21 protein-coding genes, 2 pseudogenes and 2 other annotated features are annotated in these 23,404 nt (G+C 36.2%); of the genes and pseudogenes, 12 read left to right on the top strand and 11 right to left on the bottom strand.

The genetic code is table 11. The features are described 5' to 3' along the window. Nucleotides 1–385 precede the first annotated feature (385 nt). Together HPT25_RS22595 and HPT25_RS22590 are read left to right on the top strand one after the other, a co-directional pair. Nucleotides 386–1,157 (top strand): annotated as a pseudogene (locus HPT25_RS22595) (putative protein N(5)-glutamine methyltransferase). Between the two features lie 114 nt (nt 1,158–1,271). Beyond that, entirely contained in the window at nt 1,272–1,907 is a 636-nt protein-coding gene (locus tag HPT25_RS22590; protein ID WP_173069551.1) for an FMN-dependent NADH-azoreductase, read from the top strand. Nucleotides 1,908–2,019: 112 nt separating this feature from the next. Here HPT25_RS22590 and HPT25_RS22585 read toward each other — a convergent pair whose 3' ends face one another. The 5 genes from HPT25_RS22585 to hemG form a co-directional block, all read right to left on the bottom strand. Then, the gene (locus HPT25_RS22585) at nt 2,020–3,084 is read right to left on the bottom strand and encodes a Ger(x)C family spore germination protein (RefSeq protein WP_173069549.1); all 1,065 of its coding nucleotides are present in this window, start codon (nt 3,082–3,084) and stop codon (nt 2,020–2,022) included. Next, nucleotides 3,081–4,172 (bottom strand): GerAB/ArcD/ProY family transporter, encoded by a 1,092-nt coding sequence (locus tag HPT25_RS22580; protein ID WP_246277262.1) that lies wholly within the window; start codon nt 4,170–4,172, stop codon nt 3,081–3,083. The genes HPT25_RS22585 and HPT25_RS22580 overlap by 4 nt, the downstream gene beginning before the upstream one ends. 24 nt (nt 4,173–4,196) lie before the next feature. Then, complete coding sequence (locus HPT25_RS22575) at nt 4,197–5,777, bottom strand: spore germination protein (protein WP_173069547.1); 1,581 nt, start codon at nt 5,775–5,777, stop codon at nt 4,197–4,199. A 181-nt stretch (nt 5,778–5,958) separates the two neighbouring features. Next, the gene (locus tag HPT25_RS22570; protein ID WP_173069545.1) at nt 5,959–6,165 is read right to left on the bottom strand and encodes a hypothetical protein; all 207 of its coding nucleotides are present in this window, start codon (nt 6,163–6,165) and stop codon (nt 5,959–5,961) included. A 323-nt stretch (nt 6,166–6,488) separates the two neighbouring features. Next, complete coding sequence (gene hemG / locus HPT25_RS22565; RefSeq protein ID WP_173069543.1) at nt 6,489–7,871, bottom strand: protoporphyrinogen oxidase; 1,383 nt, start codon at nt 7,869–7,871, stop codon at nt 6,489–6,491. 178 nt (nt 7,872–8,049) lie between these two features. Here hemG and HPT25_RS22560 point away from each other — a divergent pair, with 178 nt between their 5' ends. From HPT25_RS22560 to HPT25_RS22550, 3 genes are read left to right on the top strand one after another with little or no spacing between them, the layout of a single operon-like run. Further along, nucleotides 8,050–8,610 carry a nucleotidyltransferase family protein gene (locus tag HPT25_RS22560; RefSeq protein WP_173069541.1) on the top strand — a complete coding sequence of 187 codons (561 nt, stop codon included), beginning with the start codon at nt 8,050–8,052 and terminating at the stop codon, nt 8,608–8,610. 39 nt (nt 8,611–8,649) lie between these two features. Beyond that, complete coding sequence (locus HPT25_RS22555) at nt 8,650–9,543, top strand: PhzF family protein (RefSeq protein WP_173069539.1); 894 nt, start codon at nt 8,650–8,652, stop codon at nt 9,541–9,543. A 60-nt stretch (nt 9,544–9,603) separates the two neighbouring features. Beyond that, on the top strand, nt 9,604–9,804 hold the full coding sequence (locus tag HPT25_RS22550) for a cysteine-rich CWC family protein (RefSeq protein WP_173069537.1): 201 nt from the start codon (nt 9,604–9,606) through the stop codon (nt 9,802–9,804). Nucleotides 9,805–10,037: 233 nt separating this feature from the next. Here HPT25_RS22550 and HPT25_RS22545 read toward each other — a convergent pair whose 3' ends face one another. Then, on the bottom strand, nt 10,038–10,349 hold the full coding sequence (locus HPT25_RS22545; protein ID WP_173069535.1) for a hypothetical protein: 312 nt from the start codon (nt 10,347–10,349) through the stop codon (nt 10,038–10,040). 342 nt (nt 10,350–10,691) lie between these two features. Between HPT25_RS22545 and HPT25_RS22540 the strand changes: the two genes are divergently transcribed. Beyond that, entirely contained in the window at nt 10,692–11,894 is a 1,203-nt protein-coding gene (locus HPT25_RS22540; protein ID WP_173069533.1) for an FtsW/RodA/SpoVE family cell cycle protein, read from the top strand. Nucleotides 11,895–12,147: 253 nt separating this feature from the next. Here the strand turns inward: HPT25_RS22540 and HPT25_RS22535 are convergent, their stop codons facing one another. After that, the gene (locus tag HPT25_RS22535; RefSeq protein WP_173069531.1) at nt 12,148–13,341 is read right to left on the bottom strand and encodes an FtsW/RodA/SpoVE family cell cycle protein; all 1,194 of its coding nucleotides are present in this window, start codon (nt 13,339–13,341) and stop codon (nt 12,148–12,150) included. Nucleotides 13,342–13,476: 135 nt separating this feature from the next. Beyond that, a complete protein-coding gene (locus tag HPT25_RS22530; RefSeq protein WP_173069529.1) occupies nt 13,477–13,977 on the bottom strand; it encodes a hypothetical protein in 501 nt (166 codons plus the stop codon). A gap of 398 nt (nt 13,978–14,375) precedes the next feature. On the opposite strand from HPT25_RS22530, the gene HPT25_RS22525 reads away from it, so the two are divergent. The 6 genes and pseudogenes from HPT25_RS22525 to thrS all read left to right on the top strand — a co-directional run. After that, nucleotides 14,376–14,915, top strand: coding sequence for an RNA polymerase sigma factor (locus tag HPT25_RS22525; protein WP_173069527.1), 540 nt, complete (start codon nt 14,376–14,378; stop codon nt 14,913–14,915). 70 nt (nt 14,916–14,985) lie between these two features. Further along, on the top strand, nt 14,986–16,389 hold the full coding sequence (gene pdxR, locus HPT25_RS22520; protein ID WP_173069525.1) for a MocR-like pyridoxine biosynthesis transcription factor PdxR: 1,404 nt from the start codon (nt 14,986–14,988) through the stop codon (nt 16,387–16,389). 149 nt (nt 16,390–16,538) lie between these two features. Next, nucleotides 16,539–16,670, top strand: coding sequence for a hypothetical protein (locus tag HPT25_RS29165; RefSeq protein WP_281368240.1), 132 nt, complete (start codon nt 16,539–16,541; stop codon nt 16,668–16,670). Nucleotides 16,671–16,924: 254 nt separating this feature from the next. After that, nucleotides 16,925–17,716 carry a nucleotidyltransferase domain-containing protein gene (locus HPT25_RS22515; RefSeq protein WP_173069522.1) on the top strand — a complete coding sequence of 264 codons (792 nt, stop codon included), beginning with the start codon at nt 16,925–16,927 and terminating at the stop codon, nt 17,714–17,716. A 15-nt stretch (nt 17,717–17,731) separates the two neighbouring features. Beyond that, complete coding sequence (locus HPT25_RS22510; RefSeq protein ID WP_173069520.1) at nt 17,732–18,235, top strand: GNAT family N-acetyltransferase; 504 nt, start codon at nt 17,732–17,734, stop codon at nt 18,233–18,235. A gap of 130 nt (nt 18,236–18,365) precedes the next feature. Then, nucleotides 18,366–18,592, top strand: a binding site (T-box leader). A 35-nt stretch (nt 18,593–18,627) separates the two neighbouring features. Further along, nucleotides 18,628–18,855: a binding site (T-box leader), on the top strand. 88 nt (nt 18,856–18,943) lie between these two features. Further along, nucleotides 18,944–20,665 (top strand): annotated as a pseudogene (gene thrS, locus HPT25_RS22505) (threonine--tRNA ligase); the annotation flags it as partial. A 17-nt stretch (nt 20,666–20,682) separates the two neighbouring features. On the opposite strand, the gene HPT25_RS22500 reads toward thrS, so the two are convergent. From HPT25_RS22500 to HPT25_RS22490, 3 genes are all read right to left on the bottom strand, one after another. Beyond that, nucleotides 20,683–22,059: an amino acid permease gene (locus tag HPT25_RS22500; RefSeq protein ID WP_173069516.1), complete on the bottom strand. Its 1,377-nt coding sequence runs from the start codon at nt 22,057–22,059 to the stop codon at nt 20,683–20,685. A gap of 145 nt (nt 22,060–22,204) precedes the next feature. Next, nucleotides 22,205–22,885 (bottom strand): LrgB family protein, encoded by a 681-nt coding sequence (locus HPT25_RS22495; protein WP_173069514.1) that lies wholly within the window; start codon nt 22,883–22,885, stop codon nt 22,205–22,207. Beyond that, nucleotides 22,882–23,247, bottom strand: coding sequence for a CidA/LrgA family protein (locus HPT25_RS22490; protein ID WP_312857319.1), 366 nt, complete (start codon nt 23,245–23,247; stop codon nt 22,882–22,884). The genes HPT25_RS22495 and HPT25_RS22490 overlap by 4 nt, the downstream gene beginning before the upstream one ends. Between the last annotated feature and the right edge of the window lie 157 nt (nt 23,248–23,404).

Below are 23,404 nucleotides of genomic sequence, written 5' to 3'. Positions count from 1 at the left end.
ACTATAAATGTAAAAAAAAGAAAGATGAAGTATCTTCGTTTGTGTTTAGCTGCTAGCGGCACTTTCTTTCGCTGTTTTTGCAGAATGAAACTGCGAGTTTCTTTAGCGCTTTTTAGAAAATGATAGAGATCATTATCAGCAATTTTGAAACCGTAAATATTCAATAAATGTATTTCCAACAATGGAATATTGATTATATAATTAAGGTAATTTGAGGGAAGAGAGGAAAGTGTTGGGTTATGAGCTGATTATTTAAACATCCAATTAGCTTTTTCCAAAAAATGCGTCTTAGAACGAAGGGCAATTTTGATAGGTAGATTTAAAAAATATTCTACAAGTGTGGTGAGAGGATTTTAATAGGTATATGAATTGGATTAATAAGGAATTGGAAGAAAGAATCGTAAAGAAGCTACGGGATGCGGGTTGTGTTTTTGCAGAAGAGGAGGCAAGATTGCTCATTTCAGCAGCACCAAGCTCAGAGGATCTCTTGATTATGGTGAATAAGCGGGCGAACGGGACACCTATTGAGTATATTATCGGATACACCGAATTTTGCGGTTTAAGGATAGAGGTGGACCAAGGGGGAATTCGTACCTCGCAAACGAACGAAGTTTCTTGTTCAGCAGACCGCAGCTCTGATCGCACCGAAGGATATTGTTATTGATTTATGCTGCGGATCAGGGGCAGTGGGGGCAGCTGTGGCCGCAGAAAAAGGCAATATACGTCTGTATTCTGCAGATATCGATTCCGCCGCCATTCAATGTGCCAAGAAAAATACAAAGGTTTTTGACGGATTTGTTTTTGAAGGAGACCTATACCATGCATTGCCAAATGAAATAAAGGGCCGTGTTAACATCCTAGTTGCTAATGCACCTTATGTCCCTAGCAAATCGATGAAATTGCTTCCTCGAGAAGCACGCTTATATGAATCGCAGCTTGCGCTCGATGGGGGAGAGGAAGGACTCGACATTCAGCGAAGAATAGCAGAAGAAGCACCATATTGGCTCACGCCTGGCGGTCACTTATTAGTTGAAACGAGTGCGAGACAGGTTCAAAAAACAGAAGAACTATTTACAAATGCCGGATTAATTACAAATGTGGCCAAGGATGAATTTTTGGAAGCAACTGTCATCATTGGTACAAAACAGGCTATTTAGAGATATAAAAAACTGACAACTTAAATTGTCAGTTCCGCAGAAACCTGGCATATATTTTGATTTCATCACACAAACTAAAGTGTACAAATTACTGCGATGAAAGGGAGCGTAAATATGGCAAAAGTATTATACATTACAGCACATCCACATGATGAAACACAATCATATAGTATGGCGGTAGGAAAAGCGTTTATTGACACCTACAAAGAAGTACATCCAAATGATGAGGTTGTAACAATTGACCTATACAAAGAACATATCCCTCATATTGATAGTGATGTTTTCAGCGGGTGGGGCAAGTTGCAATCTGGTAAAGGATTTGATGAGCTCTCATCAGAAGAGAAAACTAAAGTAGGGAGATTATCGGAACTATGTGAACAATTTATCGCTGCTGATAAATATGTTTTTGTCACACCGATGTGGAACTTTTCATTTCCGCCTATTTTAAAAGCGTATATTGATGCTGTGTCCGTCGCTGGAAAAACTTTTAAATACACAGAAAATGGACCAGTAGGGCTTTTAACGGATAAAAAGGCATTGCACATACAGGCTCGCGGCGGCATTTATTCAGAAGGACCTGCGGCGGATTTTGAAATGGGTCATCGCTACTTAAATGTCATAATGCAATTCTATGGAGTTCCTTCATTTGAGGGCTTATTTGTAGAAGGACATGCAGCAATGCCGGATAAAGCGCAAGAAATTAAAGAAAATGCCATAGCACGTGCAAAGGATTTAGCACATACTTTCTAGTGAGACCAACAGTTGTTGGTCTTTTTTTAAGGGGAAATTTTAATATTTGATTCATCCTTCATAAGGGCAATGACACATTCTTTCCCCTTATGAAGGATGAAGAAACATTTGTTTACTCGACGACACCTACTTCAATGATTTTAACATTGGCATGAACCTTGAATTTAGTATTTTTGTAGCTCTCGCTCCATTTGTTAAAATCAAATTTTCGTGTTTGGGTTTTGGCTATATGTCCAAAGCCGACAGGATCAATTTCTTTTTTTTGAAAATGGGCAATCAACTTTGTGCATTCTTTGCTTACCTGTTTTTCTAGTTGTTTTTGAATTTTTGTCAGGTCACCCTCTTTTAACGTTCTTTTTTGATGCTCTGTTAGAATCCCTTTTATTTTGATATTAACGTCAAATTCATATGGATTTCTCTTTACTAGTTTAATTTTATTCTTTGAAGTGATATTTTGAATAGAAGATTCTTTCCCATGATCACTTACCTTTACTGAACCCATCGCGTGTTTGTCTACCAGGAGCTTGAAATAAAACAGTTTATTTTCTGGAAGGATTGAAACGACTTTATCATACCTGAAGAGGGCTAAACCAGTTATGTTCACTAACTTTGACTGCTTTTTAAGCAGAGGCAAATAAGCATCTTTACCTTCTTGATAGTAGGCTGACAAAAAACGATGAAGATTGGTTAACGGCAAATTTTCTCTTTCCATATTATGTTCAATTAACTGCACAAGGTATTGAGCATTTCCGCGGTCTCCGTACTTACCATTGAACATATCAATAACTTTTCCATCCACAACGGCTAATTGAACTCTTGAACCTACACTGGGATCACGCAGGAAGACATCAAGGATCTTTATGATCCCCTCCCGTGCAACATCTTCTCCAAAAAATGCAAGATCCACACTGCCACTAACAATCGGCTGGGATGCCTTCTTTTGCATTTCAGATATTAAGTCCCTCATGACCTTCCCTTTAGCTGTAAAAGTGAAATTATCGAAAGATTTATCAGCTTTAAAAACAGGGATCATGATACTTCCGAGCAATTTATTTCCGCTTTTATCAATACCAATTCCCGTCGCAATATTGACATCATCGATAACATTCGTTTCCACACACCCTGTAAAAATTAGCGTACTAATAAGTAAGGAAAGAGAAATGTAAAAAATTTTCACCTTGCTTTCACCTTCTTTTTGATAAGCAGGAGTAAGTATAGGAATGGGGCATATACATAAGCTAACGAAAATCCGACTATGGAGTCAAGATTCAGGACCAAGTCCATTCTTTCACGAGTAGGTATAACTGCCACCAATATAAGGCAAAGCAAAGCAATGAAAATGACTGCTTTTTTTTGTCTTATATTTAAGATCCTTTTTACACCACGGCTTGCACACCATAACGTAACCGCAACATTTGGCAGAATGAGTAAAGTCCAATTGGCAATTCCCAAATACTCAAACCTTTCAATAAAAGGGAGCCTAACGATTTTCCACATTTCTAATGTAGCCCAAATCGATCGTTTGAGTAAACCTGGTGGAAAATAGGAAAAACTAATGACGGCCAGACTAGTGTAAAAAAAAGTGGTTGCCAAGAGCCCGATATGTACCCATTTTTTTGACTGTCCAGGATTCTTAATAAAAGGGTAGAAAAATAATAGTTCTTCAAAGCCTAGATAACTTAATGACATATGATACCCGCTTTTGATCAATTGATTTGCAGAATGGTCAAATATAGGGAGCAAATTGGTGAAATCCCCATACTTTAGTGCAAATCCGAACGTAAAAACTAAATATAGTGGTATGATTTTTCCGAAAAAGCAAATCCCAGCCACTATCCGGAATCCGCCATACACGATATAAATCCCTAATAGTAGATAGACGGTTGCAAACCAAAATGGGTTTAAATCAAGGAATATCCAAGTGCGTATGACCTCAATCAAGCCACCTAGAATAGCTCCACAAGTTAGGATAAAATAGAAAATAAAGATGATATTGATGAGGTTGCCAATGATTTTTCCAAACATATAAACATTTGCATACATGACATCTCCCTCAACTGATTCACATATTTTAAATATAAACCAAAGAGATATATTGGTGATTAGTCCTGCCACTAATACAGAAATCCACGCATCATACCCTGCGTCTTTAGCAATGACCCGCTGAAAGCCGAGGATACCAATTCCAATCTGCATTGAAACGACTACATAGGCAGCCATATATGGTGAAATTTGTAATCTTTCATTGATGGATTCCTGCATCATATCAATTTTACCTGCCTTTTTTGATTATTCATCAATGTCCTTCTTTTCATGAGACTTTTCCTTACTAAAGCGAACAGGATTCTTCGTTCTAAGAAATTGAGGACGGTATGCCTGGTTTTTAAATGGGAACCGAAATAATGCATCTTTAAAGTCCTGCCTTCTAAACGGGAAAATAGGCTCCATAAATGGAAATCCAAGTGATGTCAGCCGAACTAAATGAATAAGCAGGAAACAAAAAGAAATGGTAATTCCGATTAACCCCCACAATTGAGCCATGAAAAGAAATGGGAAACGCAAAATCCTGATGGTGTTGCTCATTTGATAGACGGGTGTTGTGAAAGATGCCAGTGCTGATAGAGCAATAAAAATCAAAAGAACATTACTTGTTAGTCCAGCTTCTACCGATGCCGTTCCAATAACAATACCACCCACGATACCAATTGTCTGACCAACCTTGGTAGGAAGCCTTGCTCCTGCTTCTCTAAGTAGTTCGATCGTTACCTCAAGAAATAATACTTCAAGTATTGGAGGAAACGGAACAACTCTCCTTGAAGTGACTAAGGTTACTAATAAGTCCTTTGGAATCAATTCATAGTGATAAGTAACTACCGCAACATAAAGAGGTGTAATCATAATGGAAAAAGTTACGGCAAACAAACGGATCAATCTGATAAAAGAAGCTAGGATCCAGTTAAGAAAATAATCTTCAAATGAGTTAAAAAACTCTGTCAAAGTAGTTGGTCCAATTAATGCATGGGGGGAACCGTCCACTAAAATGACGATTTTTCCTTCAGAAAGACTGGATGTAACCCGATCAGGTCTTTCTGTATCAAGAAGTTGTGGGAATGGAGAATTACCATTATCAGAGATCATTTGTGTAAAAAACGAACTATCTGCAATTTCATCCTTTTCGATATCAGTTATTCGCTGTCTGGCAGTGTTGACAATTTCCTCATTTGTAATCCCTTCAAAATAAAGAACGGCAACTTTTGTTTGTGATAATTTTCCTACGATAAATTCTTCTGCTATTAGTTCTTTAACAGGCAAACGTCTTCGAATCAGATTGATGTTTTGTTCAATGGACTCGACGAATGCTTCTTTAGGGCCGATGACGCTAAATTCAATCTCAGGGGCGGTAACAGAACGAACAATCATTTTCTGGGCGGAAATGAAAGAAAATTCATTTGTATCTCCTTCCATTGTCAACATGACATATCCACTAAGAAGATTTTTTGCAATATCGTTTACATTACTTGATATTTTGACGTCTGCGATAGGAAGCAGCTTCTTAACGTCAGCTATTTTATTAAAATTACCCTCCAGTAAAGCAGGAAGAACGTTATTGTCCAGGATTTTATCATCAACAAGTGATGTCAAATAAGTGAAATAAAATTTTTTTCCTGTTGCTTGATTCACATAGTATGTCTTTTTGTAATCCTTAGATTTTGAAAGTTCTTTTTCCCAATCTTCTGCTTGTTCATTTTGTTGTTGACTACTTTTTTGTTCACTTTGTTCGTCACTTTCTTGTTGACTTAGTTCACTTTTCAGGTAGTCAGATAGTGGTTTTTTTTTGGTTCGTTTTCTTAGTTTGAATAAATTAGCCATTCTCGCACCATTTAGATTATTTTTGTTTAGTTTCTCCTAGATTGGAAGTATTATCCGAATGAAAATCATTTTGTCATTTTGATGTTTTTTTACAAATATCATTTTAGAAGTGGGTTTAAAGTTTAATCATTTAATGGATTGAACAAAGGAAATGGGGAGGGATGGTAAGAGGCCCGTTCCGTTATGAAAAAATTCCGCCAAGAAATTCGGCATTCGCGAGGTATTGAATAATATAATCTTTTAATGGAATAGGAATTCGGGTATCTTCCAACCAATAATCATAGCTTTCAGCCAAACTTTTTTTTATTAAATCATTGTGAAGCCATTTTTGAGCAAGTTCGTTATCAATCCTGGAAAGCGCTTCAGTCACTTCATGAATTTTTGTCATTTCGTCACCAACCTTGGCATTTTTTAATTACAGTATGCAAATTGCCAGGTAAATAATCCTTTCGTATTTTAAAACATTGTCGTTTTTATGACAATTTTTATTATTTCGAACTCATTCCAATAGATTTGGTATAATCTAGAAAAAGAGGAAGGGATTGATTGTAATGTTACCATTACTTTTATTTGCACTTCTATTTGTGATAATTGCTTTGGGGTTTATGATGATGAAAAGAAAATAATTCTAATAAAAAAACAGACCAAATATGCAAAACTGGTCTGTTGATTGTAATTTTCAATACTACTAATTTAAAATTACTATACTTTTTATAAGGTTTGAATTACTTTTCTGGCAGACTCTACCCCATTGTTGAGACAATCTGGAATCCCTACGCCGTAGTAGGAACATCCGGCAAGAATGATTCCTGGATAGGAAGAAGCCAAAATACTTTCAAGAGCTCCTACACTTTTTGGATGAGAAATTAAGTAATTTGGCATTTGTTCAAACCAATCGGTGACTTCACTGGTAACAGGAACAGCGGTTATGCCTAGGCTTTTTTCGATATCCCTTAGGGCAATTTGGAGTAATTCCTCCAGCTCCATTCCCTTTAACGATTCAAAGGATGGATGACTGCTTTTATAAAAAAGTCTGACTAGCAGGTTTCCTGATTTTGAAGTATGTGCCCATTTCCTGCTTGTCCATGTACAGGCATTGCAGGACAATTCATCAGTATTCGCGGTTATAAAACCTGTTCCATCTGCGGGGAGTACACTGTCAGGGACATCGAAACCAACATATACACTAATTAATGAACTATTTTTCAAATGAGCAAACTCCCTCTCAAGCTCGGGATCATCGATTAAAATTTCCGCAGATATGTTTGGAATACTCAATATGACGTAATCTGCTTCGATGATTTCCTGATTGCTTAAGTGCACTTGATAAGGGCCGTTGGCTTTTTCAATCTTGCTTACTTTTGTATTTTTAAATATTTCAGCTTCATCTAGTTTGTTCTCCAGGGAATCAATTAGTGAACCCAAGCCATTTTTAAAAGAGAAAAACTTTCTTTGTCCGCCTTTAAATTTTTGTTTATTTGCTTCAAATCCTTTTATGATGCTTCCGTATTGTTCCTTGTAATCAATCAAATATGGAAGGGTAGATGCAATGGTTAAATCACTAAGATTTCCAGAATAGACCCCGGAAAGGACAGGAGCGATTTGTTTCTCAACTAGTTCTGTCCCAAGAAAATACTCAAGAAAGGCCCCGATGGAATCGTTTTTGGTGAAGGTTTCGTTTTTTGAATATAAATCCTTTAATGCTGCTACTTTTCCTTCTGCGGATACAAGTGAGCTATTTGCCAGTGATTCAATACTAGCTGGAATTCCAAAAACGGAATCCTCCGGAATAGCCTTTAATTCTCCATCTGTGTAGATATACGAAATGCCTGTCGCGTTATAGACCACTTCATCTTCCAAACCAAGCTCTTTTAGTAGTGTTGTGGTTTCCATCTTCCTGGATACGATCGAATCTGCTCCTGTTTCAATCACAAATCCATTTTGCTTCACTGTTCGGATTTTTCCACCAAGCTGTTCTGATTCCTCGACAAGAACCAGCCTCACATCTGGACCATTTTCCTTCTTCCACTTTTGTAATTCATACATGGCGGATAAACCCGTAACACCGCCACCGATTACTAAGATTGTTTTCAATTTTGACACCTCAAATATATACGTTTTTTAATTTTTTAAGTATACCATACCCTGTTTGAAACTAAGCATCACAATGACATACTTACTCTAATTTTTCAAAATTTGTTCACATTTCTTTCGTATGCAATTTTCTGTTATAATATGGATAATATTGGGGTAGGGGAGTATTAATTGAACGATGAATGAAGAAGAAATTATTTCTATTATTAAAGAAGATGTATGGATGATGGAAATATTAAAAACTGTAAAAATATTAAATTTACCAGATTGGTGGGTTTGCGCTGGATTTGTTCGATCGAAAATATGGGATACGTTACACGGCTTCAATGAAAGAACACCAATTCCAGATGTTGATGTCATCTATTTTGATCCGATTGAAATAGATGAAAAGGATGAAAAGAAAGCAGAGAACATGCTTAAATCCCTTATCCCGTGCATTCCCTGGTCAGTAAAAAATGAAGCAAGAATGCACATAAAAAACAACATCCCTCCTTATCTTTCAAGTATCGATGCTATATCCAAATTTCCAGAAACCGCGACAGCTTTAGGAGTAAAATTGGGTGAAAGAGACGAGTTAATACTTGCAGCACCTGTTGGGATTATGGATTTAGTTAATTTAGAAATAAAGCCGACTCCATTTTTTACAGAAGCAAAAGGAATGATGAAAATTTATGAAGAACGCATTGCCAAGAAAAATTGGAAGTCGATTTGGAATAAATTAAAGATCGAGCAAAATTAAAGTTCTTTTTAGCGAGTATTTCTTAAGGGGGAAATGAACATGAAATCTATCAAAGTTTATCAGTATGATGCGTTTAGTAAAGAACCGAATAAAGGAAATCCAGCCGGTGTTCTTTTAAATGCTGATGATCTTACTGACGAGGAAATGCAGGAAATAGCCTTCAAGGTAGGTTTTAATGAAACAGCTTTTCCAGTTAAATCAGAAGTGGCTGACATTCGATTGCGATATTTTACACCGGGACATGAAATGAATTTATGTGGCCATGGAACAATGGCAACTGTCTATGCGTTAAAGACGAGAGGTTTATTAGGGGAATCATCTGAGATTACAATTGAAACATTGGCAGGGATTCTACCAATAAAGATTCAAGCTAACGCCGATCATGATATTCATATTTCCATGAAACAAGCCAGGCCGCAATTTATAGAATATAATGGTTCGAAGAAAGAGTTGGCTTATTCGATTGGATTGGCAATGGAAGATCTTGATAATGAATTACCGATCATGTATGGCAGTACCGGAATTTGGACATTATTAGTTCCTATAAAAAAACTATCGGCTTTTAAAAAAATGAAAGTAAATAACCAATTATTTCCTGATATTTTAAGAGAAATGCCGAGGGCATCGATTCATCCATTTTGTTTAGAAACGTATGATACAAATGCTGTTATGCATGCACGACACTTCTCGTCGCCTTTTTCCGGAACCATTGAAGATCCAGTTACCGGAACTGCTTCGGGTGTAATGGGAGCCTATTATGCCAAATACATAAATACCAATTTCTCAAATTCTCTCAATCTTATCGTAGAGCAAGGTTTAGAAATTGGAAAAGATGGTAAAGTGATAGTGAAGGTAACCAAATGCGATAACGATTTTGATATAGAGATTACTGGAAATGCAGTATATGTGAAGGAGTTTGAAGTGCTCCTCTAAGTTCAACTACATAGGGAGTGTCAGAGCTGTATTTTCATAGGAAAACGGGAGGAATTTGATTTGACAAATAAATACTGTCCTATATGCGAAAAAGAAAATGAATGCATGAGCGGTGCCGGTGAACACGGCAATTGCTGGTGTGACAAAGAAGAGTTTCCAGTTGAAATCTTTGATTTAGTCCCTGTTGAAAGCAGAAGAAAACATTGCATCTGCAAATCATGCCTAATGAAATTTAAGGAAAACAATTATTATATAAAATAAAACTGTTTAAAAGAGATACTCTTTCGGTTCTGTTTGTATCCCAAAACGTGAATTTACAACGATAAATGGGTATCTATTCGCACCGCTGTTGCGGTGTTTTTTGTTTAAAAAAAGCTCAGTCCAATTGAACTAAGCTTATACAATCGTATTTATTTCAATGCTTATCAAAGTAATCGTATGCATCATAAGGATTTTATGTTAATGGATATTTAATAATTTTCTAGTTTCTGCCGCTACATAAAATACTTTTTGTAGGTTAGGAAGGTCACAATCAAAGCAGCAAGTGTATAAAGAAAAGAAGCGAGGACCGGAATTTTTCCAAACTTTTCATGTCCTGGTCTCTTTCCGTACATATCTCCGGCACTGATGGTAATTTTGCTGTTAAAAAACATGGTCATCGGATTATTCGGCATTGTAATTAGAAGTCCGAGCAATCCAATCGGAAAGGATAGGTCAATAAGACTCGCGTGTAAAAGACGCGCCGCGCCAAAATTCAGCAGCAGTAGGATGACAATGGTGATAAAAAACAATAGGGTTTTTTTCATATGATGATTCTCCTAAATGATATTCAATCTATAGTGTAAGGGGTAGTACATTTTTTCACAATCATTATTTTTAAAAATTAAATCTATAAATGGAGGTAAAATGACTAGGGGTCAAAAGCCATCCAGTGCCGATGAGTTTACCAATACGTATAATTACCACGCTAATCGCTATATAACAATAAAAAATGAGTGATTATTTAATTGTAACCTCGATATCATTCTTTTGTTATTTATTCTACTCTTTGAAAAATTAATCAAATCTTAATGTGAATATTGTCGAATAGTATTATATTATTGATTTTGTTGCAGATTCATGAAGTAATTTAGTAGGCTGGTGAAAAAATGAATACAAATACCAAATCGAATTTTTTTAATCGATTAGATGGTTTTATACTATTTATTATATTTATCTTTTTTATTTTAAGTTTATTGTTTATTTATAGCAGTCAGAGAACAGGGGAATATGGGGCGCAGAATTTTGCTATGAAGCAAGCAATTAATTATATGATTGGTTTTGTGATCTTATTTCTAATTGCAAAACTTGATATTGACCAAATTCAAAGGCTTGCATGGCCCGCTTATATTACGTTATTTTTATCTATAATTGCGCTGAAATTTTCCCCTGCAAGAATTGCTCCCGTGATTCTGGGGGCAAAAAGATGGTATAGTATCCCCTTATTAGGATCGATCCAGCCATCGGAATATTTTAAAATTGCGTTAATTATTCTTGTAGCCAGTATTATTACAAAGCATAACAGTACCTATACAGTAAAAACTGTAAAGTCTGATTTGTTGCTTGTAGGTAAAGTTTTCCTTGTAACGATTCCACCTTCGATCGTCGTATATATTCAACCGGATACTGGTATGGTCTTTCTATATTTTATAGCAATTGTCAGCATGCTATATCTGTCAGGAATCCAAAAAAAGTTGGTTGCTGTTTTTCTTATCGTGCCAATGATTTTAGTAGGAATACTGGTGTATTTATATTATTATCAGCCAGATATCATTTACAAACAATTGATACCACTGCTTTCTCCACATCAACAGCAACGAATCATCGGTTGGTTAAATCCGGCGGGAAATAGTAATGATGCGTATCAGACGCAAAGATCGCTGTTGGCAGTAGGGAGCGGCGAGACTTTTGGGAAAGGACTCCTTAAAGGAAACGTCTATATACCAGAAAAACATACTGACTTTATTTTTTCCACAGTTGCAGAAGAAACCGGATTTTTTGGTGCTTCCATCGTGATTATTTTGTTCTTCCTCCTTATTTACAGGATTATAGGAACCGGACATGAATCAGAGACAGGATTTGGGGCTTATATATGTGTAGGAATTTCCTTTAGTTTAACAGTACAGATTTTCCAAAATATCGGTATGGTTGTGGGACTTATGCCTGTTAAAGGAATCTCTCTTCCTTTTTTAACCTATGGAGGGAGTTCATTGTTCTCAAACATGATATCAATGGGAATTGTTTTATCCATAAGAAAAACTTTGGGCTTATATATGTTTAAGAATAAAAAGGTACATCAAGAGGAGCTCTAGCCGATACGAAAGATAATAAATATTTATGCGAAGACCCAAGAGAGGGTTTTAGTCTTCATGAGGTGAATGAAGGGTATTTTTATAATTTGATAGTGCGATTGTGTCTTTCATTAAGCGGATGAAGGCCAATTTATAGAAATTGATAGATCGGAATGGCCTTCATATGCTGTATGAAGGCCATTTTTTATAGTCAGATAGAGAGTAATGTCTTTCATAAAGCGGATATGGGACACATTTTCAAAAATGTGTCCCATTAACTTTTTACTAAATAAATATTTTCTTTTCTTGGATTTGTTGTGGATCTACTTGTTTTATAGTTCTTTTCATAATTAATGAACATCGAAACATTGACTAAAATGCCTGTTGCGATGGCAAGTTGAATGAGAGAGGAACCACCATAACTGACAAATGGCAATGGAACACCTGCAAGTGGAAGAAGACCTGAAACACCCGCGAGATTAACGATCGCCTGAACTCCAATCATACTTGAAATTCCTGTTGCTAATAAGCTACCGAAAGGATCTTTACATCTTGTCGCAATCTTAAGCCCTTTTAAGACAATGAAAGCTAATGTTAGGATGACAAAACCCACTCCCCATATCCCTAATTCCTCAGCAATAACTGCCATTATGAAATCTGTATGAGGCTCAGGTAGGTATCCAAGCTTTTGAATGCTTTTTCCCAGTCCAAGCCCATTTATGCCTCCGTTACCAATCGCTATATAGGAATTGACAAGATGATAACCAGATGTTTGGGCTGTTGCAAACGGATCGCTTAAAACAGAAAAACGGCCCACCCGCTTTGTTGTAAAGATTTTATTGTGAAAAATTAAAATAATGGGTATTGCCGAAATAATGCACAATCCGCCGAGTTTAATAAAGTTTTTAATGCTAATTCCAGATGACATAATAATGGCAGCGGAGAAAAAAAGAATCAATTCTACCGTTCCGAAGTCTGGCTGGCTTGCAATCAAAATGCAAACAAGGCCCAAATATACTAAAGGAGGAACAACTCCTTTATTAAACTCGTTAATATATGCTTGTTTTTTAGCGTAAATGGCAGATAAATAAATAATCACGCATAACTTTACAAATTCTGAAGGCTCAAGACTCAAAGGACCTATTTTAATCCAACTTTGTGCTCCTCCCGCAACGTGTCCATGAACAGATAAAATCAATAAAAGCAATAATGAGCATGAGACAAGTCCTATTAGTACTTTCCTGCTTTGCAGAATTTTGTAGGGGAAAAAGGAAACCACAATAAAAATAAAAAAGGAGATGATCAGAAATAACTTTTGTTTTTGATAGAAATAATCACTAGATACACCATAGCGTTGGGTCGCCATTGCCATACTGGCACTGTAAACCATAACTAATCCAAATAACGATAAGAGAAAAATAGCAGAAATTAATTGATAATCATAAGATTTTAGTATTTTCTTAAACATTGTCCTATCCTTTATATGTGCTTGATACCAATGTAACATGAATGCATTCTATTTTTGATTAGAAATAAATGAGATTTTCGAGGAAAATTGCTTAAAGAAAGCTAAAAAAGCAGGGTTCCCCCTGCTTCGAATAAGTTAAGGAATATACTGTTCTGTAATCTTTGTTACGATACCATTTTGGATTTCAATATGAAAAGGGATGTAATGATGCTGGTTCCGATCTTTTAAAAAGCTTACAAATTGTGCTCTCGTCACTTTTTGATTCCATTTAATTTCGTACGGATTGAAAGTTTGCAAAATGTATGTGGCAGAATTTGAAATCGTAAAGGTTCGTATCTTTGGATTCACGTTACGAATATAGTAACCATCTGGAGCATGGTCCATTTCCTTGCTGCAGTTACAATCTTTTAAAAATTCCTTGTCAGCATCCTTTCCAAAATACCATTGGATGTAATCGAATTTTCCTACCCATTTTCCATTTGTTTTTTTAAAAGAAGTAATGTATGCGGTTGTCTCTTCAATCTTTGGATGATTGGTCTTATTTGATTGGGCATTAGTCGTAGTGGAAGGCATAAAAAGTAGGTTAAAGATTATTAATACAGGTAAGAGCACCTTTGAGAATCTATATACTTGCATACATGAACCCCTCTCTGCCAGAGACTTTTCTTTTAATATAAATGATAGTGGATAAAAATTATGTCAAATAAAGAATGTCAAAAAATCTTTCTTATGAAATGAAAGTCTGTGAGAAAAAACGCTTTATTGGCGAAATTGTTCCAAAAATAGCGTATTTCCACTCTTTACATGTAAATGACAACCATGTAATATCGTTCCTATATAAAATCATGTCTAATACTAAAAGGGAACAGGAAATAAATATTTATTGGAAAAATTTACTAAAATATGTTTTAATATAAAGTAAGCGAATATGTATTAGCAACTTGGAGGAGTCTGTCACCAAGGGATTTTTATGTCCATTGGTTGCAGGCTCTTTTTGCATTTGGTAAAAAATCTAGATTAGGGGTCTTTTGAAAATGGGAGAGACATACGCAATGCTTCTTCAATATGAATCCAATCATACGAAAGAAAAAAGTTTAGAAACATTAATAGCTAACCACGGAGTTTCATTAAGGAAATTTGCGTTTAGATTTGTACGGGACTGGATCGTGGTAGATGATATAATGCAAGAGGTATACTTAAAAGCTTTTTTAAAAGTAAATACTTTAATGGATGGCTCATCCATTAAATCCTGGTTGTTTACTGTAACAGCAAATCAATGTAAGGACTATCTTAGATTAAAGTATGTAAAAAACACAATATTGACAGATAATTTTGAGACTACTCCATTGCAGATGGTAGAATTTGTTGAAAAAAAAGTTATAGAGCAATTCGATTTACTCCAACTTCAGAAAGTGATCAACACCTTGCCGAATCAGTATAGGGAACCACTTGTAATGCGATATTATGATCATTTAAGCTATATGGAAATAAGTGATATATTAAATTTGGGCATCCAAACCATTAAAACACGAATTCATCGAGCTAAAAAATTAATTAAGAGAAAGCTATATTAATTAGCAAAAAAGATAAGAAAAATCTGGTTATTAGCATCATTTTTATGGGATGTGAAAAAAGGGAGGAAGCATGCTCGAAATTACACCTACTTTAGAACATAAAAGCAACACACCTCTATACATGCAATTAGCCAATTATATAAAACAAGAAATTTTATCAGGAAGAATTAAGTCCAACGAAAAGTTACCATCAAAACGGAAATTAGCAGAGTATCTTGATGTAAGTCTAAACACGATTCAATCTGCATACGACCAGTTATGTGCGGAAGGGTATGCAGAAAGTCAGCCTCGAAAAGGATTATTTGTGACAGTTATTGAGGATGACATGAACCTGAATTTGGACAATTCTACATTTTTAGAGTCTAGGAAGATAGAAAATAAGGCAAATGTTGCAATTGATTTCAGTTCGGGAAAAGTAGATTTAGGGTATTTTCCTTATGCGATTTGGCGGAAATTAACGATTCAAGCATTATATGAAGATCAAAGCCATTTATTTAATAATGGAAGTCCACAGGGGGAGCTACCTCTTCGAGAAGAAATTGCCAAATATCTTTATGCTTCAAGAGGTGTCCAGTGCTCGGCCGAGCAAATTATCATTGGTGCAGGTACACAGATGCTTATTGGATTATTATGCAAGGTGATTGGAAAAAATCAAATTTATGCATTGGAGGACCCTGGCTATCATCGCACGAGAATCACTTTGACGGATTTAGGGGTGGATACCGTGCCCATTCCAATAGATGAGAATGGTATTGATCATAATCATGTAATCAATTGTAGTGCCAATGTTGTCTATGTAACACCATCACATCAGTTTCCATATGGGATGATTATGCCGATTTCCCGACGCATGGAATTGTTAAAGTGGGCCGCAGAAAAGAGCGGTTATATTATTGAAGATGATTATGATGGTGAGTTTCGTTATAAGGGAAAACCGATCCCATCCTTGCAAGGGCTGGATACCAATGGGAATGTTGTTTATTTAGGAACATTTTCTAAATCATTGATCCCGTCTATTCGGATTAGTTATATGGTATTACCATCTTCACTTATGCAGAAATACCGAAATCATTTTACTATTTATAAGCAGACGGTTTCCAGGCTTCACCAGGATACTCTTTATCGTTTTATGAATGGTGGACATTGGCAAAGTCATTTGAACAAAATGAGGACACTATACCGAAAAAAGCATGATACGATCATGAAGTCTATCAAAAATTATTTTGCTAACCATGTAAGTGTAATAGGTGAAAATTCAGGGCTCCATATTGTATTGGACGTAAGAAATGGGATGGATGAAGCTGAGTTGATCAAAACGGCGATGAATGCGGGCGTTAAAGTATATCCACTATCAATTTATTATCATGATCCAGAAGCGAAATTAGGCTCAAAGATCTTAATTGGATTTGGCGGATTATCAGAAAGAGAAATAGTTAAAGGGATTCGATTATTAAAAGAAGCTTGGAACCTCTAAAATGCACTGTGAATTTGGAGAGAGTTATGATTTGGAATCATTCCTCTCTTTTTTTAATTTTCAATTTATTATTTCCAGAAAAAAGCACAAGACAAAGGAAAGCGTTTTCAATATAATGGTAGTAAGAAATCAGAAAGGGGAGATTACCAATGGAATTCTTTTTGGAACAATGCAAACATAATGATTCGGAAGAGCCTTGTGAGGAATGTGCCCCTAATGAAAATGGTGAGGAAATAATGGATATCCCTGATTATGACTATAATAAAAGATTATGGTTTTAATCATGGATAAAAGTAGATTTGAAAAATAGAAACTTTGTCAGCCATCCTTTTGTGCCCTTATATTTTTAAGGGCTTTTTGTATGAAATACAGGGCAAAGGATCATCTTATTAGTAAAATGAAACATATAAGTGATATTTTTTAATATAAGTCTTTATAAATAAACATTGTTGATATATTCACACTTTTGATTGGAGCGGAAATCAACATCCTCGTATAATAGCTCCTAATATAAAGAAAAAAAGAGGGAAAAGGAATGAAAGAAACTATTTTAAATGCTTTGAAAAAGGTGGAAGAAGATTATAATGTTAAAATTCTTTTTGCCTGCGAATCTGGCAGCAGAGCTTGGGGGTTTCCTTCCCGGGACAGTGATTATGATGTTCGATTTATCTACATACATAAAAAAGAAGATTATTTGGCGATTGACCCAATGGGGATTGGAACAAAGCGTGACGTCATCGAACTGCCGATAAATGAGTCGCTTGATATCAGTGGTTGGGATTTAACGAAAACTTTGAGGTTATTTCGTAAATCTAATCCGCCATTAATGGAATGGCTGAATTCCGGAATCGTTTATTATCAGGCTTTTACAACCATTGAAAAGATGCAAGTCTTAAGCAAATCCGTTTTTTCTCCGGTTTTTTGCCTACACCACTATTTGAATATGGCAAATAATAATTTTCAAACCTACATCAAAGCTGAAAAAATAAAAATTAAAAAATACTTTTATGTTTTAAGACCCTTGTTGGCCGCAAAGTGGATCGAAACATATAATGAATTCCCTCCACTCGAATTTCCAACCTTATTGTCGACTTTACTGCCTCAAGGCGAGCTCGAAAAAGAAATACAAAGCCTGTTAAAAAGAAAAAAAGCAGGGGAGGAATTCGATATTGAACCGAATATTCAAATCATAAACAATTTCGTAAGTGAAGAAATACCGCGGCTAAGAGAATTTACAAAAACCATTAAAAAGGATCGTCAAGATTTTACACCAGCACTTGATGATTTATTCAGACACACTCTTGATGAGGTATGGAATTTGCAATGAGAGGGGGGAGGAGATATGAATATTCGTATCTTAAATGAATCAGATACTCAAGTCTACCAAGAGTTGAGATTAAAGGCACTAAAAGTGAATCCGGAGGCATTTGGTTCAACATATGAAAGGGAAGCTAAATTTTCAGTGGAAACTGTTGCGGAAAGACTCAAGCCAAATGAGGACAAATTTGTTCTTGGGGCCTTTGAAAATGATACTAGCTTAGTCGCAATTGCTACTTTTATGCGAGAGAGTGGTATTAAAACGGCCCATAAAGGGAATATTTATGGTTTGTTTGTTACAGCAGAAATGCGCGGGAAGGGTTTAGGAAAAGCACTAATGAATGAAATAATTTCAAGGGCAAGAACATGCAGTGGTTTGGAGCAAATCAATTTAACCGTCGTATCTGATAATGAGGCAGCAAAAAATTTATACAAATCAATAGGTTTTCAATTATATGGTGTTGAGCGGAATGCCTTAAAGTTTAATGGGATATATTATAATGAGGATTTAATGGTGCTGACCTTATAGATGGTATGTATGATACTCAAGCTCAATATGATTGTAAAAGGTAAACGGATGAATTTTAAAAAAATCTGAAAAAATTTGTTGCAATTATTGGAAATACTTTGTAATATGTATAAATAATTACAATTCGCTCTAAAAAGCAATGAAAAGGATATGAGATACTTTTACGGTTTTTCAGAGAGGGAAGAAAAGCTGAGATCTTCCTAACGCAGAAAAGAATCTTACCACCTTTGAGCTGTATTGGGGAATATAAGTATCCAATGCCGTCTATGCTACGTTACAGCACCAAAGCCATGGGGATTCATCTATTCCTTATGGAAAATTGGGTGGAACCACGGGTCAAACGCACTCGTCCCTTACAGAGGGACGGGTGCGTTTTTATATTTCACTAAAAAAATAGTGCGATGAAAAGGACATGAGATGCTTTTACGGTTTTCAGAGAGGGAAGAAGAGCTGAGATCTTCCTAACGCAGAAAAGAATCTTACCACCTTTGAGCTGTATTGGGGAACTTCAGTATCCAATACCGTACATGCTGCGTTACAGCACCAGAGCCGTAAGTTATTTTTTGCTTATGGGAAATTGGGTGGAACCACGGGTTAATACAAACACACTCGTCCCTTTCTTTGGGATGAGTGTGTTTTTTTATTATTTAAAGGAGTGATTAAAACATGAATGAAAAGTCAATTAACATTCAGCTGAAAGATGGAAAGAATTCCGATGAGGGACTGCGTATTTTGCGGCATACTACGGCAAATGTCTTGGCACAGGCAGTGAAAAGACTATTTGGAAATGTAAAATTGGGGATCGGCTCGGTGATTGAAGATGGCTTTTATTATGATCTAAAACTTGATCAAAGCCTCACTGCCAATGATTTAATGATGATTGAGAAAGAAATGAAAAATATCATAAACGAAAATTTAAAGATTGAACGAATGGAGGTTTCCTACGAACAAGCTGAAAAATTTTTAATAGAACAAGAAGAACCATTCAAACTGGAAGTTTTAAAGGATATTCCTCAAGATGAAAAGATTACTTTCTATCAACAAGGTGAATTTATAGATCTTTGCCGCGGACTTCATCTCCCATTTACTGGTGGTATTAAGGCGTTTAAATTGACTCGGGTCTCCGGCGCCTATTGGAGAGGTAATAGCCAAAACGAAGTTCTTCAACGAGTGTATGGAGTGGCATTCCAAAATAAAAAAGATTTAAATGAATATCTTCATTTCTTGGAGGAAGCGGCAAAACGTGACCACAGGAAGTTAGGAAAACAATTGGAATTATTTATGTTTTCTGAGGAAGCACCGGGAATGCCGTTTTATCTGCCAAAGGGGCAAATTGTCAGAAATGAGCTGGAGAAATTCTCACGCGAAATTCAAAATAAGGCTTCCTATGAAGAGGTTCGGACACCATTTATGATGAATCAGCAACTTTGGGAGAATTCGGGTCATTGGGATCATTACCATGAAAATATGTACTTCACGGAGGTAGAAGATAAACACTTCGCTTTGAAGCCAATGAATTGTCCTGGACATATGCTGATTTTTAAAAATAAACTTTACTCCTATCGGGATTTGCCGATCCGCATGGCAGAGTTTGGTCAGGTCCACCGCCATGAATTTAGTGGTGCTTTAAATGGAATGCTTCGGGTTCGCACATTTTGTCAGGATGACGCTCATATTTTTATTCGGCCAGATCAAATTGAAAGTGAGATCAAGCAAGTATTTGCCATAATTGATCAAGTATATCAAACATTTGGATTTCATTATTCGGTTGAGCTTTCTACTCGTCCGGAACACTCCTTGGGCGATGCAGCATTATGGGAGGTCTCTGAGGGAGCATTAAAAAAGGTACTTGAAGATTTAGGCGTTGACTATCAATTAAATGAAGGGGACGGTGCATTTTATGGACCAAAAATTGATTTTCATATTAAAGATGCATTGAAACGCAGTCATCAATGTGCAACAATCCAGCTTGATTTCCAAATGCCCGAGAAATTTGATTTGACTTATATCAATGAAAAGAATGAAAAGGTTCGCCCAGTTGTCATTCATCGTGCCATATTTGGTTCGATTGATCGATTTTTTGGAATTTTAATTGAGCATTTCGTCGGTGCATTTCCAGTTTGGCTTGCACCAGTACAAGTTCAAATCATCCCTGTATCGAATGTTCATTTTGACTATTGTTTAGCTATTCAGTCGGAACTAAGAGAATCAGGGATTCGAGTGAGCATGGATTCATCGGATGAAAAGCTTGGTTATAAAATTAGAGAAGCACAGGTGGAAAAAATTCCTTACATGTTGGTGATAGGGGATCACGAAATAAAAAGTTCACATGTCAATGTTAGAAAATATGGGAATAAGCATTCGGAAAGTATTTCTCTGGAAGATTTTAAGAAGAAAATGGTACAGCAAATAAAGGATCGATTCATTTAAGGGAACAACGCCCCAAACTAGCGGGTTGGGGCGTTGTTGTTGGTTTTTAGGTTCAAGCGATCCTGTTTCTTAAATAGAAAGGAAAGGATTACCAATAAGCTGACTGTAACAAGACAGACAATCGAACCAATTACATTATTAGGGTTTAAGAGAAATCCGAAAAAGATGACAGATAAAGCGATAATGGCAAAAAATGATGTGAAAGGATGCCATTTTACCTGAAAATTAGGTGTATGTTGGTATTGACTGCGCAGTTTCAACTGGCAAGCACAAATGCTCATCCAAATTAAAATGACAGTAAAGCCTGGGATGGTCATAAGGTAACCGATCACCTGTGAAGGTGTTAAATAGGCTAAATATACTCCGACTAAAATAAAGATGCTCGATATCGTAATACCTTGTAACGGGATCCCTTTTTTAGAGGTTTTTAATAAGGTTTTTGGTGCCACCCCGCTTTGTGCCATTGAAAATAAGGTTCTGGAAGTAGCATATATCCCTGAATTTGCTGCAGAGAGTACGGCTGTTAAAAGCACAAAATTCATAATGTGAGCTGCGCCAGGTAGTCCAGTTGTACTGAAAACTTGAACGAAAGGGCTGTCGGCTCCGCTGACTTTATCCCAAGGTATCAGCCCGCATATGACAAGAATTGGAAGAATGTAAAAAATGATGACTCTCCATACTGTGCCTTTTATGATTTTAGGTAAAACCCGATCAGCATCCTTTGTTTCCGTTACCGCAATTCCGATGAGCTCGGCCCCGCCATATGAAAACATGACCACTAAAAAGGCACTAAATACCCCTTTTAGACCATGTGGGAAAAATCCGCCATGTATCGTATAGTTTGTTAATCCGATAGATTTTGAGTTTGGTAATAGACCAAACAATAGAAAGGACCCTAAAACAATAAAGGCTATTAAGGCTAATATTTTAACTCCGGCAAACCAAAACTCCAGTTCCCCGTAATGTTTCACCTGGAATAAATTAATACTGATGATTAAGATCGCACATATCAAGCTTAACAGCCACAATGGGGCTGATGGGAACCAAAATTGCAGAAAGCTTCCTGCTGCAAGTAGTTCAACGATCGTGACAAGCATCCAGTTAATCCAATAGAGCCATCCTACAACAAAGGAGATTTGAAATCCAAATGCTTGTTTTACTAGATTTTGAACATTAAATTGTGGGAATGCGATCCCCATTTCTCCTAATGCGGCCATAATAATAAATAATAATATCCCGCCTAGTAAATAGGTGAAGACCACTCCCGGTCCGGCAATATTCAGCGTATCGGAACTGCCTTTAAAAATACCGGTGCCAATCATACCTGCCAACGCCATGAACTGGACATGCCTTGGGAGTAATCCTCTGGTTAAATCTGGTTGACTTTTTTTCATAATAAACCTTCCTTTTCTTGCTTAGATACTTTTTAGCTTAGACGCTTTTAAGCGCTAAAGTGTTCTATATCAAAATATCATTATTTCGAAAAAAGTCAACGGAATTCCCCTTATTTCTAATAGTTAGAATTATTTAAAAAGAGCATTAAATTTTTAAAAGGAAAGGAAGAATCGGCATTAAAATAGTGAGAAAAATGGCGGATGTAATCATGGCGACGCTCCCCATTGCACCTTCTTCCTCTCCCCATAGCCGTGATCGGTTGGCCCCAAGCATTTGGCCTGATGTGCCCATTGCTAAACCACGTGCACCTTTCGTTTTTATCCTGAATTGATTCAACAATTTGGGACCGATTATTAAAGAAATGAGGCCTGAGGAAATAACAAAAAAGACAGTTGTAGAGGAAAGACCGCCAAGATCACTTGAAATCATTAATGCAATTGGCAGGGTGACAGATTTCGTGATTAATGAAGCGAGAATCTGTTGGTTCAGATGAAATAATTGGGCCATCGTTACCACTGTAAATATTCCTAAAATTGAACCACCGATCACACCAGTGCAGATTTTTTTGTAGTTTTTCCTAATTAATGGCCATTGTTTATACAGAGGGACGGCCAGGGAAACAACGGCAAGTTTTAATAGCTGATTAAAGATCATGCTCCCTTGCTGAAACGTTTCCTCACGAATATGGCAGGTCAACAATAAAAGGATAAGAATAATGGATCCCGTGTATAAAGGATTTAACCAATCCCATTTATATTTTTTGTATAGTTGAAACCCGGTATAGTAAGAAAATAGGGTAAAGCTGATACAGGTAAAATAAGTCATTTAGCATTTCTCCTTTTTATTTTTTCAAACCATTCTACAAAGATGGCAGTACCCAGCAAACTGCTTATGCTGCTTATAAGTAAAATGATTAAAATCCATCCATTAAAAATCCATTGGAAATTGGGGGATAATACCAGGCCCGCAGTAGGAGGTATAAAAAGCAAGGTAAGATGCTTTAGTTGAAATGAAGCGACTTTATCAACCCAGCTTAATTTCATTACACCTGTTAAGAGTAGAGAAAATAGTAAAAACATTCCGACCACACTGCCAGGTAAAGGAATGCGGAATAAAGTGGCGACAATGCTCCCTAGCTGCAGGTATCCCCAAATAAACAACAGCTGTAAAATCCACCTAAATTTCACTGCTTGAACCCCCATTTGTTTCACTTGGTGATGTTAGCTTAAAACACTTCTAAATGAATTTCATTAGAGTTGTTAACAATTCTGACAAGTATTTTTCGTCATATTTAAAAATGATGTAAGGAGATTTGACAGATTTATAATAGATTATTTAACTGTC

Source organism: Neobacillus endophyticus (assembly GCF_013248975.1).
GTDB classification, from domain to species: domain Bacteria; phylum Bacillota; class Bacilli; order Bacillales; family Cytobacillaceae; genus Neobacillus; species Neobacillus endophyticus.
This window is presented reverse-complemented; position numbering and strand designations above follow the sequence as displayed.